The following is an 18,180-nucleotide window of genomic DNA, read 5'->3' as shown; positions in this document are numbered from 1 at the left end:
CCGGTGGGCGGGGGGGTCGGGGGGGGCCCGGGGGGTCCTGTTGTGCGACCCCCGCCCCCCCCCCGCCCCCCCACCCCCTGGCGGGGGGCGCCCCCCCCCCCCCAATCGGCCGGGGCCCCCACTCCACTCTGGCACTCCGGTGGAGGATACACATGGAGTTTGTGGTCCTTCCGGACCATCCGGCCGGCACCGACGCACTCGCGCTGGCCCCGGCCTCCGGATTGCCGGGCCCCAAGGTGATCGAGCACCACTCCGGTCGGCCCTGGCTGGTGGGCGACTGGCCGGACGACGAGATCGTGTCTGTCTCCGCCGGCCCGCGGCGCCTGGTCCTGCTCGGCTGCGCGAAGGTGCGACAGGAGCCCCTGGCCGCCGGGTTGAGCCGGGTCCGCTCCCTGGCCGACCTGGACGGCCTCGCCCGCCTGGCCGCTGGCAGCTTCCAGTTCGTCGCGTCGATCGACGGCGAAGTCCGGGTCCAGGGCACGCTTTCCACGGCGTGCCAGGTCTTCTACGCCAAGGTCGCCGGTGTGACGATGGCCGCCAACCGCCCCGAGGCGCTGGCCGACCGCATCGGCGCGACCGTCGACGAGGAACGGGTCGCGCTCGAACTGCTGTCACCGTTCGGGCCGCCCGAGCCCCTCAGCGAGGGCTCGGTGTGGCATGGGGTGCGCAGCCCTCGCATCGGACACTGCCTGGAGATCGGCCGGAACGGCGCCGGGCGCACCCGGCGCTGGTGGACACCGCCCGCGCCCGCACGCCCCCTCGGCGACGGCGACTTCATCCGCGAGGCGCTGTTCGACGCCATGCTGGCGCGTACGGCGGGCCGGCCCGTGGTGAGCGCCGATCTGTCCGGTGGCCTCGACTCGACGAGTCTGTGCTTCGTCGCCGACCGGACCGACGGCACCTGACGACCTTGCACTACGAGGCGCACGGCGGGCGGGGCGAGGACCTGACCTGGGCGGCCATGTGGAGGTACGGCCGGTGGAGACCCCCGACTGGTACACGCCGTTCGAGCACACCCCGCACGGCACGGAGTGGCCGCTGATGTTCGTCCGGTCCCGGGCCGTCGCCGAGCACCCGGCCGGCTCACGACGCGACCGGTCGGCCGGCGCGCCGCCGAGCCGGCGGCGCTGCGGGCGCTGGTACGGCGGGAGATGACCCGGCTGCTCGCGAGTCCCGCCCAGGCGGGACTGACGCTGCTCAATCCGGTCCGCGCTCGGCGTGACCATGCTGCCGCTGTTCTTTCCTGTCGGGCGCGATGTTCTCGGTGGCCGGTCTGCCGTGGTGGCCGGCCGCGCTGACGCTCGTCAACCCGCTGACGCACGCGGTGGACGCGCTGCGGCAGACCGTGGCCTGGGCCGCGCCGGGCGGCAAGATCCGAAAGACACGCCCTAGGGGTCGAGCTGATGGTGATGTGCGCGCTCGGCCTCGTCGCCCTGGCGGTCGCCGCGCGCCGCTTCTCCCGCGCCGAGTAACGGGCCGCGGCACGGCGAGGGACGGCGGTCACATCGGCGGCGGTGTCCGCGGGCCGGAGTTCGCGACCTCGCCGGGGGTGACCAGCCCGTCCTCGATCGCGCGGGCCAGCATGTCCGCCTTCGTCGGTGCGGCCCTGCCGACCTGCGCGTACTTGACCCGCGCCCGTTTGATGTACATGTCGACGGTGTGCACGGACACGCCCATACGGCGGGCCACCGACGCCTTGGACATGGACTGGAACCACCAGAGCAGCGACGTCCGTTCCTGATCGGACAGCCGGGGGCCCACCGGGCTGCGGTCGGAGACCAGGACGCCGGCGGTGGTCGGAGGCACATAGGGCCGGTCGGCCGCGGCGGCGCGCACCGCGTGCAGCAGATGGGCCTGGCCCTCGCTCTTGGTGACGAATCCACTGGCGCCCATGTCCAGCACGTCCATCACCAGCGATTCGTCGGTGAACTGCGAGAAGACGACGATGCGTTGACCGGCCGCGGCGAGCTCGCCGATGTCGGGGAGCACCAGCCGCCCGTTGAGATTGAGGTCCACGATCAGGACGTCCGCCACGCCGGAGCGCAGGTCCTCGGCGCTCTCGCCGGTGTGTCTGACGCATACGTTCGGCTCCTCCGCCAGCCAGGCGCGGACGCCGTCGATCACCACCGGGTGATCGTCGATGATGCCGACGTCGAACGCGGTCCCGGGACGCGCCATCGAGACTCCAGCCACAGCAGGTTCTCCTTCTCGTCGAACATCACCGATGTGTCGGTCGAACCGGTCGTACTCAGTGCTACCGGGGCCGCGGCGTCCGCCACCACGCTCACCGTGACCTCGCCGGCCATGGCGACGACGGTCACCCTGGCGCTGACCTCGGCCGACGCCAGCGCGAGCAGCGGCCCTTCGGTCAGCCGCCGGCGAACGGCCACGGGAACGTCGGGCAGTTCGCCGTAGCAGACGAACGTGACGTCGACGTCCCGGCGGTCGGCGACATCGGCGCAGGCGCGGAGTTCGTGCAGCAGAGGATGGGCGGAGTCCTCCGTCTCGGCGAAGAGCCTGCGCAGCCGCGCCGCCTCGATCGCGCTCGACCGCCGTACGGTGTCGTCCCCCGGGTGGGCCCGCCCCTCGGCCAGGTCGCGGAGCAGCGGTGCGATGCGGTCACGCAGGTAGTGATAGCGCCGCAGCCGCTCGGCGTGCCTGGTGTCGTCGGCCGCCTGCCGTGCCAGGCGGTCCGCGTGCGCCCTCGCCGCGCGCGCCGTGAGTTCGGCGGCGTGGTGCAACTGCCGGGTGAGCAGGGCGAAGGCGAGCTGGATTCCGGCCGTGGTGTAGGACTGGGCGATCAGCCTGCTCCAGGCCACTGAGGTGTCGAGCTCGCCGCTCAGACCCAGCGCGATCGTGGTCATGGCGACGGTGCAGCTCAACAGGACGACCAGCTCGTGGATCGGGCGCTGCATCAGCAGCAGTACGCCGAACCAGCCGACCGTGTTCGCGGCCCAGCTGATGTCACCGATCGCCTGGCCCGGCGGGTATGTCGCGACGGCGACGGCTCCGGCCAGCACGGCGACGGACGCGAGCGCCGGGGCCGCACGGCCGCGCAGCGCGGACCGCAGCAGCAGGACGGAGCCGATCAACTGCACGACGGCGAGCACCAGCCAGGCTGTGAGGGCCGCCCAAGCCGGCTCGTACCGCGACCAGCCGCGCAGCAGGATCAGGGCGTCGAAGCCGAAGTGCCAGAGGACGGCGATGACCACGACCACGACACTGATCACCTGGGTGTAGCGGGCCGCGACCAACTCCCCTCGTGGCGTGCCCGCTTCGCTGTTCACCGGGGCCACCGCAGCATGACGCGGGCCCCGTCGCCCGGCCGCGCCTCGATCCGCGCGTCACCGCCCACCGCCGTCATCCGGCCCACGATCGACTCCCGTAGTCCTCTGCGGTGCTCGGACACGGCCGCGAGGTCGAAGCCGCGTCCCCGGTCGAGCACGTCGACGACGACACCGGCGCCGACCGGCTCGGCGCGCACCTGGGCCGCTGTGGTGCCGGCGTGCCGTACGACGTTGGTCAGGGCCTCGGCGACGGCGTCGGCGAGCGCGGTCACGACCGGGTGGGGCAGCAGTACCGGTACGACCCCGAACTCGACCGTCGGCGCGGGCAGTCCGGGCCTCGGCGTCGTCGCCGCGGCGCGCAGGGCCGCGTCCAGCGGGACCAGGGGCACGGGATCGGCGGGCGCGCCGTGCGGGGTCGCCAGCGCGTCGATCACCTGGAGGTCGGCCATGGCGCGGTGTCGCAGGACCTCGGAACGATCGGCGATGGCGCCGGTACTCACCATGGTGAGTGTGGCGAGCACGGTGTCGTGCAGCCGGCGCTGGTGGTCGCGTTCGTCCGCGCGGGCCGCCGCCCTGGCCCGCTCGTTCGCCTGCGCCACGGCCTTGGCCGCCAGCGCGGCGTCCGCGGAGCGGGCGGCACGGCGCAGCAGGACGAACGTACCCGTACTCAGGATGCCTTGGAGCACGAGCACGACGGGGGCTTCCCGGAGGCCCGGGACACCGGCCATGTAGGCGACGGTGATCACGACGGTCGCCAGGAGCCCGTGGGACGGGCGCAGATAGAAGGGCGCGTTGAGTACGGTGACGCCGGCCAGGAGGTCGATCCATCCGGTGCCGGCGCTCGCCTCCAGTACCGGGTCGGGCACCAGCTGCCCGTGGAGCAGACAGAACACGGCGCAGACGGCGACATCCGTCACGCCGAGCCGGAAGGTCGCGCCGTGGCGAAGCGCGAAGACGCCGAACCAGCCGGCCCACACCAGTACGCCGGAGACGGAGAGCAGCACCCACACGGGATTCGCGGCCGACGCGAGCCCCAGCAGTGCGACGACGGCGGCGACCGCCGCGCTGGACAGGCGCAGGATCACGATGATCAGCAGGGCCTGCCGCTCCAGGCTGACCGTGGCGGGACCGGCGGCAGGGACCTCGCCGTGCCCCCACACCCGCGCCGAGGCATGCTCAGCGGGCTCGCGTTCCTCGGACATCAGCCGTTCGCCCCCGAAAGATGGGGCTGGTCGGCCCCTGTGACGACGATACGGGGGCATGTGCGCCAGAGGAAGCGTTCTGTGGCGAAAGTGACAGCTGGGGGTCCCGGGACGGTTCGGGGCGCTCAGCTCCCGGAGCCCGGCCGGGGCCGCCCGTTGTGGCGCAGCCGGAGTCGGCGCCGGGGGTGCGAGCGCAGGACCGGATGGAGGCTCCAGCCCTGCTCCGAGGCGACGCGCAGGACATGACCGGCGCCCGCGCCACGGAAGTAGTGCGCGCCGAGTTCCAGATCGCGGTGGTGCTCGCGATTGTGCGTCGCGGTCTCCACCCGCCGGGTCTGCTTCTCCACCCGGCGGTCCACCCGCGCCCGGTAGTACGCCGTGTCGCCTTCCCGTATCAGCGCCACCGGGGTCACACACCACAGCGGGATGAAGGGCACCTGGCCCAGAGTGGCGTCCAGGACGCGTACGGCGCCGTTCTCGGCACGCGGCACGAGGTAGACGATCAGTTGGGCCACCATCGCCACCCCGTAGAAGCAGAGCGCGAGGAAGACCCACACGAGCCACCACAACGGCAGGAACACCAGCGTCAGAGGCAGAAGCAGCAGCCAGCGGAGCACAGCCGGGCGAACGGGCAACGGCCCCCAGGCCGGGTCGTCATAGTCATGCACGGACGGTGTGTCCCCCTCGAACTTCGCCATGGGTCTCTCCGGCGCGTCCGCGAGTCTATGCCGCGCCGGCCGGGGCCGCCCCGGGGGCTATGTGCCGTCCGAAGGCTGCTGGGCGAAGTCCTTGGTGCGGATCGTGGCGAAGGAGATCACACCCGCGGCCAGGGCGACGATCCCGGCCACCAGGAGGATCTCGTTGAGGCCCGAGGTGAAGGCCGCCGCGGTGAGGTGTTTGACCGGGGCGCGGACGTCGGCCGGGAGGGAGCCGAGGATCTGGCTGACCGTTCCCGACTCGACGGCGGTGGAGATCCGCGGGGCGAAGTCGCTGAGGCCGGGGACGGCGTCGATGTGGTCGGTCACATACGACTTGACCTTGCTGGAGAACAGCGTGCCGAGCAGCGCGATGCCGGTGGCGATGCCGATCTGACGGAACGTCGAGTTGATGCCTGAGGCCATGCCGGCGTGTGCGGGCTGCACGACGCCGACGGCGGTCGACGCCAGCGGCGGGTTGACCAGACCGACACCGGCGCCGGACATGATCATGCCGGGGATCAGATGGGTCCACTCGCTCGACGCGTCGAGACCGCGCATCCACAGCAGCCCGCCGCCGATCAGCAGCAGCCCGGGGCCGATCAGATATCGCACCGGCATCCTTGAGGAGAGCCGGCCCGACACCGTGGACACCACGAGGATGCCCGCGGAGATCAGCAACAGCCGTACGCCCGCGCCCAGGGCGCTGAATCCGAGCACGTCCTGGAGATAGAGCACGAGGTAGAGCAGCATCGACAGAACTGAGGCGCTGAGACCGAAGGCCGCCACCAGGCCGCCGGTGAAGGTCGGCTTCCGGAAGAGCGACAGGTCGAACATCGCCTGACTGGTCCGCAACTCGACCGCCACGAAGGCGGACATCAGCACGACCGCCGCGGTCAGGCATCCGATGACGACGGGGTCGGAGAACGAGTCGTGACTGGACTTGATGAGCGCGTACACCAGGCTCGACAGGGCGGCGGTGAAGAGCACGAAGCCGGGCCAGTCGGGGTGGCGGGCCCCGGGCTGGCGGGACTCGGAGACTTTGGCCACGGTGATCGCGACGGCGATCACGCCGATGGGCAGATTGACGTAGAAGATCCACTCCCAGGAAAGCCCGGTGGTGAGCGCACCGCCGAGCAGCGGTCCGATGGCCACCGCCAGCCCGGTGATCGTGCCCCAGATCCCGAAGGCGACACCGCGGTCCTTGCCCCGGAAGGCGTCCGCCAGCAGGGCGAGGGAGACCGAGAACATGATGGAGCCGCCGATTCCCTGAAGGCCCCGGGAGAGTTGCAGCATCAGTGAACTGTCGGAGAGGCCGCAGAGCAGCGACGCGAGACTGAAGATCGACAGTCCGACCAGATAGAGCTTCCTGCGGCCGTACATGTCGGCGAGGCTGCCCGCGGTGAGCAGCAGCGCGGCCAGGGTGAGGGAGTAGGCGTCGACGACCCACTGGAGGTCGGAGAAGCTGGCGTGCAGGGACCGCTGGATGTCGGGCAGTGCCACGTTCACGATCGTGATGTCGAGCAGCAGCATGAACGTACCGAGGCAGACGGCGGTCAGCGTCCACCACTTGTTCTGCGCGGGTGGCGTGCGGCCTGTCCGGGACCGGCCGTGCGGAGCGCCCCCGGAGGTGTGGGCCGCGTCGGAGCGGTCCTGTTCGGAGCGGTCCGGTCCGAACGCGTCGGGCTCGCTGTCAGCCATGCGCGCTCCTCTTTCCTGGCCGGTCGGGCGTATGGGTCGTACCGACTATCTCCTTCTCGCGGGCTCCGACCGGCCCTCACGGTGCGGGCCAGTCGGGCGAATCCCGGCGAAGCCGTCAGGACGTTCCTCTCCCGGACGCGGACCGCCCGCGAGGAAGCGCGCCCGGCCGGACCGGACGCGGGAACCTCGCGGGGGTGTAGGTCGTGGTGTGCCGGTCAGGCCTGGTGCGGGTGGAGAAGCACCTTGGAGTAGCCGGGCTCGCGCCTGTCGAAGCGGGCGTACGCGTCGGGCGCCGACATCAGCGGCAGTTCCTGGGAGACCACGAAGCTCGGCTTGGCCTTGCCCGCGATGATCATGTCCCGGAGCTGGTGGGCGTAGACCTTGGCGTTGGTCTGGCCGGTGCCCATGCGCAGGCCCTTCTCGAAGAACTTCCCGATGTTGAAGAGCAGGTACCCCTTCGCCGCGTCCTGGTCGGGCGCGCCGGGGTCGGTGGGCACGTACAGCCCGACCGTGCCGATCGAGCCCGTCGGGCGGACCGTGTCCACGAGCTGGTTGAGCACGAGGGCCGGCTGCTCCTCGCCCTCGGGCACCGTGGCCTGATAGCCGACGGCGTCGATGCCCCGGTCGACGCCCACATCGCCGATCGCGTCCTTGATCTGCTGGGCCGGGTCGTCCACGGAGTAGTCGATCGGCGTGGCGCCCATCTGCTTGACGAGGTCCAGGCGGTTCTTCACCCGGTCGACGACGAAGACCCGGGACGCGCCCTTCAGCATCGCCGAGTAGGCGGCCATCAGCCCGACGGGGCCGGCTCCGTAGACCGCGACGGTCTCGCCCGGCTTGACGCCGGCCAGCTCCGTGGCGTGGTAGCCGGTGGAGAAGATGTCGGCCAGCAGGGCGAAGTCGGCTTCGTGCTCCTCGCCGTCCGGCAGGGGCACGCAGTTGAAGTCCGCGTACGGCACGCGCAGGTATTCGGCCTGGCCACCGGGGTACGGGCCCATCGCCACGTATCCGTAGGCACCTCCGGCGAACCCCGGGTTGACCGTCTCGCAGAACGCCGTCTTGTCGGCCCGGCAGTTACGGCAGAAGCCGCACGCGACGTTGAACGGGATGACCACCCGCTGGCCGGGCTTCAGGCTGGTGACGCCCTCGCCCACCTCCTCGATGACGCCGAGGTTCTCGTGGCCGAACACCAGGCCGGTCTCGGCGGCCGTACGGCCCTCGTACATATGCAGGTCGGACCCGCATATACAGGTGGTCGTCACGCGCAGCAGCACGTCCTGCGGAGCCTCGATGCGGGGCTTCTCCACCTCGTCGACCGAGACCTCGTACGGGCCGTGGAAAACTACTGCCTTCATGGTGTTCTCCCCTCTTCGTCGGGCCTCCTGCCGGCGGCCCACACCCCGAGTCCTCACACTCGATACCCGTGACTCGGCAGAGAAATCTGCGATTTGTTCTCTTTGTTTGGTTTGTCTTCCGAAGGCGGCGGAGGGGCATCGCCCGACGACGAGGGGTGACCGGGAGAGCCTGGCCCCGCATTCCTAACGGGCACTTTATGTGGCTGTTCCGTTACTTTGAGCGACATGACAGTTGGCGCATCGGGCGGATACAGGCGGGCCGGGTGGTGGGCTCCGGCCTGCCTGCTGACCGTGCTGGCCGCGGTGGTGCACATCTTCGTCTGCGCCCATGGGCCGCAGTCGTCCGGGGCGGGGGGCGCCGACTCACTGAGTGCCGTACGGCCGGTGGCGGTGCCCGCCTTGGTCGTCGCCCAGGGCGGCAGAGCCGCCGTGGACACCGACCGGGCGGCGGACGGGTCCGTCTTCGCGCACTGCCCCGGCGCCGATCAGCCCGGCTGGGTGCAGCAGGACAGCCAGTTGAAGCCCCCGGCCATGGCGGTCCGCGCCGAGACCGTCCTTCTCCCGACCGGGGTGTCCGGCGCGGGTTCGCGGGCGGGCGCCGCCAGGGGCAGAAGGGCGCCGCCTGACGACGGCCGGGCGGGGCTTGGGGTCTGGCGGATCTAGAAGGGCCGCTCCCCCGCGCACGGAGCCACGGACACCCGTGTTCCCGGCTCGGTGCGGGGGCCGTAAGGCCATCTTCTCCCCGACCTCAAACGGCCGGGCCCGTCGTGGGCCGGCCGCCGAAAGAGACTCCGTTGAACACCATGACCTCAGTGACTTCCCCCTGCCCGCCCGCAGGTCTGCTGGCGGCGACGGCGCCGAGCGCGCGGACCGCGGCCGGACTGGTCGGCAACACCCCGCTGCTGTGGGTGGGCGAGCCCTTCGCCGATCCGGGCCGCGGCTTCTGGGCCAAGCTGGAGGGCGCCAACCCCGGCGGGATCAAGGACCGCACCGCCCTGCACATGGTCCAGGCGGCGCGCGGCAGGGGCGAACTGCTGCCCGGTGCCCCGATCGTGGAATCCACCTCCGGCACCCTGGGGCTCGGGCTGGCCCTGGCGGGCAGCACCTTCGGCCACCCCGTCGACGTGGTCACCGACCCCGGCATGGAGCCGATGATGACCAGCCTGCTCCAGGCCTACGGCGCCACCGTCCACGTCGTGTCGCGGCCGCATCCGGTGGGCGGCTGGCAGCGGGCCCGCCGGGACAAGGTGGCCGAACTGCTGGCCGTACGTCCGGACGCCTGGTGCCCTGACCAGTACAACAACCCCGACAACGTGGCCGCTTACCGGACGCTGGCCCACGAACTCGTCGCCCAACTCGGCCGGATCGACGCCCTGGTGGTCAGCGTCGGAACCGGCGGGCACTCCGCGGGCGTGGGCTCGGTCCTGCGGGACTTCTTCCCCGGCCTGAGGGTCGTGGGCGTGGACACGACCGGCTCCACCATCTTCGGCCAGCCCGCCGGCACCCGGCTGATGCGCGGCCTCGGCAGCAGCATCCACCCGCGTAACGTCGCCTACGACCTGTTCGACGAGGTCCACTGGGTCGCGGCTCCCGAGGCGGTATGGGCCGCCCGTACTCTCGCCCGCTGCCATTACGCCACCGGCGGCTGGAGCGTGGGCGCCGTCGCCCTGACCGCCCGCTGGCTCGCCGCCACCCTGCCGGCCGAGGCCCGGATCGCCGCGGTCTTCCCCGACGGCCCGCAGCGGTACGCGGGCACCGTCTTCTGCGACACCTACTGCCGCGAGCACGGCCTGCTGCACCACGCGCCGCCCGTCGCACCGCACGAGATCGCCCACCCGGGCGAGCTGACGGTCACCTCGTGGAGCAGGTGCACGACGGTGGTCGACCCCCTCGCCGACATCGAGGCCGAACTCACGGCCGCGACGGCCGCCACCACGGCCACAGCCACAGCCACTGCCGCTGCGGACCTGCGAGCGGTGCGGCCGTGAAGTCCCTCTGGCACAGCACCCGTTCCTTCCCGCCCGGCGCCCAACTGCTGATGGTGAATCAGTTCGCCATCAACCTGGCGTTCTACATGCTCATGCCCTACCTGGCCGCCCATCTCTCCGGCGACCTGGGACTCGCCGCCTGGACGGTCGGGCTGGTCCTCGGCGTACGCAACCTCTCCCAGCAGGGCATGTTCCTCATCGGCGGCACCATCGCCGACCGCTTCGGCTACAAGGCGCCCATCCTCGCCGGGTGCGTGCTGCGCACGGGCGGGTTCGCGCTGCTGGGCTGGGTCGACACCGTGCCCGCGCTCCTCGTCGCCTCCGCGGCTACCGGTTTCGCGGGCGCCCTGTTCAATCCGGCGGTACGCGCCTACCTCGCCGCCGAGGCCGGCGAGCGGCGGGTGGACGCGTTCGCGACGTTCAACGTCTACTACCAGGCCGGGATGCTGCTGGGTCCCCTCGTCGGACTCGCGCTGCTGGCAACGGACTTCCGGCTGGTGTGCACGGTGGCGGGGGCGATCTTCGCGCTGCTGAGCGTGGGTCAGTGGCGCGCGCTGCCCGCCCGTCGCGGCGACGCGCCCGCGGACGCCGGGGGCGGACGGGAGGCGGGGGTGCTGGCGCAGTGGCGCACCGTCGTCGCGAACCGGCCGTTCCTGCTGTTCTCCGCCGCCATGATCGGCTCGTACGTCCTGACGTTCCAGGTCTATCTCGCCCTCCCGCTGGCGGCGGACGCCGCGCTGGGCGCCGACGGTACGAAGGCCACCAGCCTGCTGTTCGTCGTGTCGGCGGCGGTGGCGGTGGCCGGACAACTACGGCTGACGGGGTGGGCCAAGCGCCACTTCACCCCTCATCAGGCGCTGATGGCCGGGCTCGCCGCGATGGGCGCGGCTTTCCTGCCCCTCGCCCTGGTCCCGGCCTCGGCGACCCTGGGGGTGCTGACGGCACTGGTCCTCGCGGTAGCCGTGCTGGCGGCGGGAAGCGCGGTGGTCTATCCGTTCGAGATGGACACCATGATCGCCTTGTCCGGCAACAGGCTGGTCGCCACCCACTACGGCTTCTACAACACCGTCTCCGGCCTCGGCATCACCCTGGGCAACCTGGTCTGCGGCGCGCTGTGGGACTACGCCCGGACCCACGACGCCGGGTGGCTGGTGTGGACGGCGCTCACGGCGACCGGGGCCGGGTGCGCGGCGGCGGTGGGCGCGCTGGCCCGCACCGGCCGGCTCGCCGGGTCCCTGCCGCAACCGGCCCGCGCCTGACCGGTCCTACCGCGCCGACGCACACCATGGCGCCACCGTAAGCACACCCGTGCCCACTAATGGCTCATCCTGGCGCCATCTATGTGCCATACTGGCACCAAGGGGAGCGCACTCCTCGGCCGCGCGGCTGAGCGGCCGAGGAGTGCGCGTTTCGCGGAGTGAGCCATCAAAAGGGGTCGGGGCATGGAGACAGCACACAGCGGGCGGCAGCCGGAGCGCGGCGCCTTCGGCGCGTTCGCCCGCTTCGTGCTCTGCGGCGGCGGGGTGGGGCTCGCCTCCAGTTTCGCCGTGGTGGCCCTGGCCTCCTGGATTCCCTGGGTCCTCGCCAACGCCCTGATCACCGTGGTCTCCACGCTCCTCGCCACCGAGTTGCACGCCCGCTACACCTTCGGCGCGGGCGGGCACGCCACCTGGCGCCAGCATGTGCAGTCGGCCGGTTCGGCCGTGGGCGCGTACGCGGTGACCTGCGCGGCGATGCTGGTCCTGCGACAACTCCTGGCAGCGCCAAGCGCGTTGCTCGAACAGGTCGTCTACCTGTCCGCCTCCGCGGTCGCCGGTGTCGCGCGGTTCGGGGTGCTGCGTCTCGTCGTCTTCGCGCGAAGCCGCTCGCGGGCCACCGTCAGCCCCGTGGAGGCGACCGTGGCTCACGCCTCGCCCCCGGCCGGCGCCGGGACGCTCTGCCGCGCCGCCTGACCGTTCGGGCCGAACTCCCCCGGAGCGCCTTCCTATACGTCATCCTGATGCGGCGACGACACGGGCGGAACGCCGAGCACGGGGGTGCGGCACCACGATGGTTCCAGGAACGGTGCAGCAGTTGACCATCCTGCTGATCCTCGTGCTGCCCGGTGTCTTCTACCAGGCCGTACGGGAGCGGCTGCGCGGCTCGCTCGCCAGTGAGCAGGAGCCGCAGAACCGGCTCGTGCGTGCCATCGCCGCCGGTGCCCTGCTCGACGCCGTCTACGCGGTGGCCGCGGGGCCATGGCTCGTACGGCTGCTGGCCGGGGACGGAGACGGGCCCATATCCGGGCTGCTGCGGGAGCCCCGCCGGGCCGGACTGGCCGCGCTGCTCCTGATCGTCGCCGTTCCGTCCGCGCTGGCCTGGGCGGAGGCCGCCTGGCGCAGACGGCACGCACGGGCGCGGTACGAGCCGATGCCGACCGCCTGGGACGCCCTCTTCCGTGACCGCGGCTCCTGCTTCGTACGGATGCGCCTCAAAAGCGGTCTGTGGGTGGGTGGTTGGCTCGGTTCGCGGTCGGCCGTCTCGGCCTATCCGCAGCCGGGGGACCTCTATCTCCAGGCCCAGTACCGGGTGGGGTCCGACGGCACGTTCCTCGGGAAGGTGCCTGGTACCGGGGGCGTGTACGTGCGGGCGAGCGATGTGGATGTGCTGGAGGTACTGCTGCCGCCGTCCGCGGCGGCGACGGAGGGAGTGGTGGCCGATGCCGGAGGATCAAGAGATGGGCAGTGAAGCCGAACTGGCGGCCCTGGTCGAGGAGTTCGCCTCGCGCAGGACCTATCGGCCCACCGACGCCCTGGACGAGCCGGACGAGCTGCCGCAGGGCCCGTCGGGCACGGCGATGGGGGACGCCGCCCCGCCCGTGCACGGTTCCGGGGAGCCGGAGACGTCCTGAGCGCCCCAGGTGGCGCGGGTACGTCCCGGGCCTCACGGGCCCGTATGGATGTGCGCGGCCCACAGGTGCGGCGCCTGCGCGTAGCGGTCGCGCAGGGACCTGACCGGACGGTGCAGGGCCTCGGCCGGGTCGATGCGCCGGCCACCGGAGATGTCCCGCGCGAGCGAGGCGTAGAACTCTTCGGTCAGGCGCGTCGCCAGTTCGTCGGAGACGGTCCACAAGGTGCCGATCACATGCGGGTACCCGGCCAGTTGGAAGGACGACATCAGATGGACCGCCTCGTCGGGCAGGGTGATACCGCCCTGGGACGTGGAGCAGGCGGACAGCATGGCGAGTTCCGGGCTGCCCAGACGCTGGGCGGCGGCGTCGGACGCGGTGAGCCGGCCGTCGTGGAGGATCAGACCGCTCTGTGACGGGCTGAGCAGTTCGCTGACGCCATGACAGCTGAAGTGGACCCAGGAGTGGGCGGCGAGAGCCTGGACGACCGCGTCCACGGTGGCATCGGTCCCGGCCAGCAGCCGCCGGGCGGGGAACAGTTCCGCGACCAACTCGGCCTCGCGTGACGCTCCGGGCAGTGGCTCGGCCCCGGGCGTCTCGGGGAGGGCCACGACCAGGGGTGAAGGGCGCGCGGGGGCAAGGGAGTTGAGCCCGTCCCGCGCCCGGACCAAGGCGCGGAGGGTCGGCGTGTACGAGGAGACGGCCCGGTCGATGACCCAGGTGCCGGAGTCCGGCGCGCCGCATCCGGCCGCGTGCAGCGGCAGGAAGGACAGCAGACCGGTGGGGCACCACCAGAGCCGGGGCCAGGGGGCTCCGTCGTGCGGTACGGCGTCCAGACCGAGCCTGTCGAGCACCGGTGCGGCCACCGTGTCAGCCGAGCGTCCCGGAAAGTGTGCGCATCGCGGCGACCGCGTTGTCCACGCCGTTCCCGCCGTACGCCGCGTCGATCGCGTCGACGAACTCCGCCGCCCGCGACAGGACGGCGTCCGGGGTGAGGGCGGGCAGGGGGACCACGTCGATTCCGGCGTCGGCGGTGACGACAAGGGCGTCGCAGCGGTATTCGCTGACGTTGACCACCACGACCGGTCCCTCGGTGGCGGCGGTGACCAGGTCCGGTACGGACGGCGGGTGAAGAAAGCCGTCGAGTCCGGGCAACTCCCGGATCTCGGCGAGCAGTTGGGACCAGCGTTGGGACAGGGCGTGCCGGGCCTCGGCGATCACGCCCGCATCGCGGTCGTCATGGGGCGGGACGGCCGGGCCGCCGGGCCCGGTGCGCAGCGCGACGGGGAGCTGGGGCGGAGCGCTCAACCGGTCCCGGATCCGCTCGAATTCGGCTGCCATGGCCGGGGCGAGGGCACGCAGCTGCGACACGTCGGCCCGGTTCTCCAGGCCCTGGGCGAGCAGCACTCCTCTTCCCTGTTCGAGCAGGGCGAGGGCGCGGCCGGCGGCGCCCTCGTCGAGCGCCAGCGCCGCGGCGTCGCTCGCCAGGCCCTCGCTGACGCTCAGCCGCGCCTCCTGATCGGCGCGCGCGAGGCTGCGCGGGGCGATGGTGGACAGCAGGCCGACGGCGTACGCGTGCCCGTCGAGGGCATCGGTGTGGTGCCCCGCCAGCGCCGAGGCCTTGCCCCAGACCCGCGCGGCCACGATCCGGTTCGTGCCGTGGGCGACCGGATCGTGCGCGCAGGCGCGGGCGTCGCGGGCCACCTCCCCGAAGTCGACCTGTTCGCCGAGCGCGGCACGGTCCAGCTGCACCTGGGCCAGGATCAACCGGGCGCGGCTCAGGTCCGGATGGCCTTCGGGCATGCCCGCGAGGGATTCCCGGGTGACGGTGACCGCCCGGCGCAGCGCCTGCCGCGCCGTGGCACCTGTGCTCTCCCGCGCCAGATGGGCGGCGACGGAACAGGTGGTCGCCAGGTTCAGCAGGGCGGCGGATCGCGAAGGGTGGTGCTCGCCGAGCCCGGCGACCACCTCTTCGAGGACCCGCCGTGCCTCATCGGCGGCGTGCGGGTCCTCGTCCCACTGGGCGCGGCTGGTCAGCAGGAGGCCCAGGTTCATGGCCGCCGCGTCGGTACCCAGACGGTCGCCGTGCTCCATGGCCATCGCCTCGCGCAGGAGCGCCGCGGCCTCGTCGGCGGCGGAGGTGTCCCCGACGATCTCGCACCAGCAACGCAGCGCTTCGGCCAGGTTGTTGAGGTGCATGGAACGCTCCATGGCCGTCGGCGGGCTCTCGCGCACCGCGCGGCGCAGCACCGTCACTCCTTCGGCCAGCCAGACGCGGTTGCCGGTGACCGACGAGCGGTTCATGAGGGCGCCGCCCAGGTTGGTGAGCGCCATGCCGAGGCGCGCCCTGGGCACGGTGGTCACGGCCTCGCGCAGCGTGCCGATGGCGGCGTCCATGAGGGTTTCGTCGCGGCTGTCGACGGCCCGGTACCACTCGGCATTGCCCAGGCACATGAGGATGATGCCCCGCAGGTCGACCGTGGGCTGTTCGGCGGCCAGGGCGGCACGGAACAGCCGCATCGCCTCGTCACTCTGCCGCACGTCGCGGGTGTGGCGGTAGTGGTCGGCCAGGCTGTTCGCGATGTTGAGCAGAGCCACGGCCGTCGGCTGTCCCGCCGCCATGGAGAGCGCCTCCCGGTGGCATCGGACGGACTCCTCCAGCGGGGCTGGGTCGCCGGTGAAACGGGCGAGGGTACGCAGGGTGTCGCCGAGGGAGCTGAGGCAGGCGGCCCTGCCGGGGGTGGCGTCGTCCGCGCCTGCCAGGGCTTCACGCAGTACGCCGACGCCCTCCCTCAGCAGTTCGGGGTCCGATCCGAACTCGCCGAGGGCCAGCAGGGATTCGCCCAGGGCGCCGAGCCGGTGCACCCGGAAGTGGTCACGCGCCGAGGTCATGGCGACGGCTTCCCGGTGGCTGGTCACGGCGTCTGCGAAGAACTCGACACGGCCGGTGCGCAGGCCGAGTTTGGCCAGGACGGTGCCGAGGTGCGACCGGCAGGTGGCGCCCGCGGTGACGCGGATGTCCGGGAGGTCTGTCATCACCTTGCGCAGGAGGCGTGTCGCTTCCCGGTACAGGTCGAGCGCTTCCTCGAACGCGTCGACGCCGCTGACGCCGCTCATGGTGTCGGCCCGGTTCACGAGGACTCTGGCGTACTCCGACTCGTAGTCCCAGCGCAACGGGTCGCCGGGCGGAAGCAGTTCGATCGCCCGGAGCATCTCGTCGCCGCGCCGCTGCCAGGCGTCGTCGTCCGTACCGGCGCGTCCGGCCAGCGCCGAGCCGAGTTCGAAACGCGCGGTGGCCTCGAAGTCGTCGCTGGGAGGCGGCAGTGCGAGGCACTTGCGGAAGCAGTCGGCGGCCTCGTCGGCGTCGGCGCCTGTGTCCAGGTCCGGGTCCGTGGCCGAGTCCGAGGCGATCAGGCAGCGTCCGAGTGCCAGAAGCACCCGGGCGCGCTCCGTGGTGCGGGCCGGCAGGTCTTCGGCCAGGCCGCGGAGCAGCGTGATCGCCTCCTGAAGTTCCCCCGGACCGTGGGAGGTTGAGGCGGGCCGCAGAGCGGCACGCTTGCGCAGCAGGTCGGCGAGCCTGGTGCCGTGGTTCACCCGTCGGCGCAGGTCGTCGGTGAGTACGGAGGTCATCTCCATTCCCCGGCGGGCATGGGCAACGGCCTCGTCCAGGTCGGCGATGATGCCCGTCGCGGCGTGCCGCGAGCCCAGCACACCGGCGAGGACGAAGTGCGCCTGGGCGAGCACCGGATGGCCGGGCGGCGCGCCCTCAAGGGCTTCGCGGCTGGTTGTGTACGCGTCGTCGAAGGCGGCCAGATGTCCGGTGCGCACCGCGCGCCCGGCCAGCAGCAGGGCGAGGTTGGTGAGATACAGAGTGCGTTCGACGGCGTTGGGGGCCATGTCGGCTGCCGCGCGGCCGGTGGCGATGCCCTCCTCGTACTGCTCGGCGTCGCCGCCGCTCTCCATGGCCCGCAGGATCAGGGCCACGCCCAGGTCGGAGAGGAACGAGGGGCGATGAGGTATGACGGCGTCCGGCTCCGAAAGGACCGCACGCAGCAGCGCGATGCCCTCGGAGAGCAGCGCCGGCTCCATCAGTTCCCTGGCGGCGACACAGAGCGCCGAACCGAGGGTGGCGGAGTGCTGCGCGCGCATCGGGTTGTTCCATGTGCACAGCTCCACCGACCGCCGCAGTTCGGCGACGGCCTCCCGCATCGCCTCCCTGTTCGCGCTCGCCTCGGACCAGTGTCTGAGCGTGTACCCCAAGTTGCCGTGTCTGCGGGCCTGTTCATCCCGATCACCCGGTGCGCAGACGACGGCCGCACGGCCGGTGTCGACGGCTTCGGAGATCGTGTGGCGTCCCGCGCCCTCCTGGAACCTGTAGAGGAGGACGATTCCGAGGTCCGAGAGGCAGACGCCCTGTTCGAGGCTGCCCTCACCGAATCCGGCGACGGCGTGCCGCAGCAGGGCCTCGGCCATGGGCAGGGCCCCGGGGTGCCGGCTCTGCTGGAACATCAGCGCCACCCCGACGCCCCCGTCGTAGGCGAAGCCGGGTTCCGTCCCGGCTCCCTCGGGTGCGCCGGACAGCGTGGCGAACAACGGGACCAACCCGTAAGGCACTTGTGCGGGATCCTGCTCATGGATCCCGGCGAGCCGAAGCAGCGCGGCGCCGAGCGCCGCCCGGTCGGTCTCGCCTCCGGCGAGATAACGGCACCAGTCGAGATGACCGAGAGCCAGGACCCCGAGGGCCCATATGTTCCCGTCGGACAGGGCGAGGCCGCCGCGTACCTCGTCGGCCGCCTCCCGTGCCTCGGCCCCGAGGAACCACTCCAGGGCGGCGGGCTCGGACTCCGCGCGCTCGGACTGCCGAAGAACGCGGTGCGCGGCGTTCACCGTCCGCGCCGCAGGTCCCCCTGAACCGTCACTGTTCCCGCGTAACTCCACACACGCTCCCCCCGTGGGACGAATGCCGTCAGCGGGATCAACGTACCGATCTCAGAAGGGACTTGAGGGAGGAATACGGTCTCGCCCGTCCCACCAGCGGCGAAGTACCGTGTGCGTATGGCTTCAA

Annotated in this window: 16 protein-coding genes; 8 read left to right on the top strand and 8 right to left on the bottom strand. The window is 72.0% G+C overall.

The features are described from left to right. Window positions 1–152: 152 nt before the first annotated feature. Together ACFWV8_RS04095 and ACFWV8_RS04090 are read left to right on the top strand one after the other, a co-directional pair. Complete coding sequence (locus tag ACFWV8_RS04095; RefSeq protein ID WP_384197792.1) at window positions 153–905, top strand: asparagine synthase-related protein; 753 nt, start codon at window positions 153–155, stop codon at window positions 903–905. 73 nt (window positions 906–978) lie between these two features. Then, entirely contained in the window at window positions 979–1,155 is a 177-nt protein-coding gene (locus tag ACFWV8_RS04090; RefSeq protein WP_384197790.1) for a hypothetical protein, read from the top strand. A gap of 345 nt (window positions 1,156–1,500) precedes the next feature. Here ACFWV8_RS04090 and ACFWV8_RS04085 read toward each other — a convergent pair whose 3' ends face one another. The 6 genes from ACFWV8_RS04085 to ACFWV8_RS04060 form a co-directional block, all read right to left on the bottom strand. Next, window positions 1,501–2,178: a response regulator gene (locus ACFWV8_RS04085; RefSeq protein ID WP_384197789.1), complete on the bottom strand. Its 678-nt coding sequence runs from the start codon at window positions 2,176–2,178 to the stop codon at window positions 1,501–1,503. Next, complete coding sequence (locus ACFWV8_RS04080; protein ID WP_384197787.1) at window positions 2,121–3,287, bottom strand: hypothetical protein; 1,167 nt, start codon at window positions 3,285–3,287, stop codon at window positions 2,121–2,123. Before ACFWV8_RS04080 ends, ACFWV8_RS04085 begins: the two co-directional genes overlap by 58 nt. Then, on the bottom strand, window positions 3,284–4,489 hold the full coding sequence (locus ACFWV8_RS04075; RefSeq protein WP_384197785.1) for a sensor histidine kinase: 1,206 nt from the start codon (window positions 4,487–4,489) through the stop codon (window positions 3,284–3,286). Before ACFWV8_RS04075 ends, ACFWV8_RS04080 begins: the two co-directional genes overlap by 4 nt. A 125-nt stretch (window positions 4,490–4,614) precedes the next feature. Then, window positions 4,615–5,187 carry a hypothetical protein gene (locus ACFWV8_RS04070; RefSeq protein WP_384197783.1) on the bottom strand — a complete coding sequence of 191 codons (573 nt, stop codon included), beginning with the start codon at window positions 5,185–5,187 and terminating at the stop codon, window positions 4,615–4,617. A 57-nt stretch (window positions 5,188–5,244) separates the two neighbouring features. Next, complete coding sequence (locus ACFWV8_RS04065; protein WP_384197782.1) at window positions 5,245–6,885, bottom strand: DHA2 family efflux MFS transporter permease subunit; 1,641 nt, start codon at window positions 6,883–6,885, stop codon at window positions 5,245–5,247. Window positions 6,886–7,100: 215 nt separating this feature from the next. Then, window positions 7,101–8,240, bottom strand: a complete 1,140-nt coding sequence (locus ACFWV8_RS04060; RefSeq protein WP_384197780.1) for a glutathione-independent formaldehyde dehydrogenase — start codon at window positions 8,238–8,240, stop codon at window positions 7,101–7,103. 225 nt (window positions 8,241–8,465) lie between these two features. Between ACFWV8_RS04060 and ACFWV8_RS04055 the strand changes: the two genes are divergently transcribed. The 6 genes from ACFWV8_RS04055 to ACFWV8_RS04030 all read left to right on the top strand — a co-directional run bounded on the left by ACFWV8_RS04055 (window position 8,466) and on the right by ACFWV8_RS04030 (window position 13,118). Beyond that, window positions 8,466–8,903: a hypothetical protein gene (locus ACFWV8_RS04055; RefSeq protein ID WP_384197778.1), complete on the top strand. Its 438-nt coding sequence runs from the start codon at window positions 8,466–8,468 to the stop codon at window positions 8,901–8,903. 140 nt (window positions 8,904–9,043) lie between these two features. After that, window positions 9,044–10,228, top strand: coding sequence for a PLP-dependent cysteine synthase family protein (locus ACFWV8_RS04050; protein WP_384197776.1), 1,185 nt, complete (start codon window positions 9,044–9,046; stop codon window positions 10,226–10,228). After that, window positions 10,225–11,487: an MFS transporter gene (locus ACFWV8_RS04045; protein WP_384197774.1), complete on the top strand. Its 1,263-nt coding sequence runs from the start codon at window positions 10,225–10,227 to the stop codon at window positions 11,485–11,487. The genes ACFWV8_RS04050 and ACFWV8_RS04045 overlap by 4 nt, the downstream gene beginning before the upstream one ends. A 183-nt stretch (window positions 11,488–11,670) precedes the next feature. Continuing rightward, the gene (locus ACFWV8_RS04040; RefSeq protein ID WP_384197772.1) at window positions 11,671–12,180 is read left to right on the top strand and encodes a GtrA family protein; all 510 of its coding nucleotides are present in this window, start codon (window positions 11,671–11,673) and stop codon (window positions 12,178–12,180) included. Window positions 12,181–12,292: 112 nt separating this feature from the next. Then, the gene (locus ACFWV8_RS04035; protein WP_384197771.1) at window positions 12,293–12,955 is read left to right on the top strand and encodes a DUF6338 family protein; all 663 of its coding nucleotides are present in this window, start codon (window positions 12,293–12,295) and stop codon (window positions 12,953–12,955) included. Beyond that, window positions 12,945–13,118, top strand: a complete 174-nt coding sequence (locus ACFWV8_RS04030; RefSeq protein WP_384197769.1) for a hypothetical protein — start codon at window positions 12,945–12,947, stop codon at window positions 13,116–13,118. The genes ACFWV8_RS04035 and ACFWV8_RS04030 overlap by 11 nt, the downstream gene beginning before the upstream one ends. Before the next feature lie 32 nt (window positions 13,119–13,150). Here the strand turns inward: ACFWV8_RS04030 and ACFWV8_RS04025 are convergent, their stop codons facing one another. Beyond that, window positions 13,151–13,981: a CHAT domain-containing protein gene (locus tag ACFWV8_RS04025; RefSeq protein ID WP_384197767.1), complete on the bottom strand. Its 831-nt coding sequence runs from the start codon at window positions 13,979–13,981 to the stop codon at window positions 13,151–13,153. 4 nt (window positions 13,982–13,985) lie between these two features. Next, complete coding sequence (locus tag ACFWV8_RS04020; RefSeq protein ID WP_384197765.1) at window positions 13,986–18,002, bottom strand: CHAT domain-containing protein; 4,017 nt, start codon at window positions 18,000–18,002, stop codon at window positions 13,986–13,988. Between the last annotated feature and the right edge of the window lie 178 nt (window positions 18,003–18,180).

Origin of the sequence: Streptomyces sp. NPDC058665 (assembly GCF_042714995.1) — a bacterium.
Taxonomy (GTDB): Bacteria; Actinomycetota; Actinomycetes; order Streptomycetales; family Streptomycetaceae; genus Streptomyces.
This window is presented reverse-complemented; position numbering and strand designations above follow the sequence as displayed.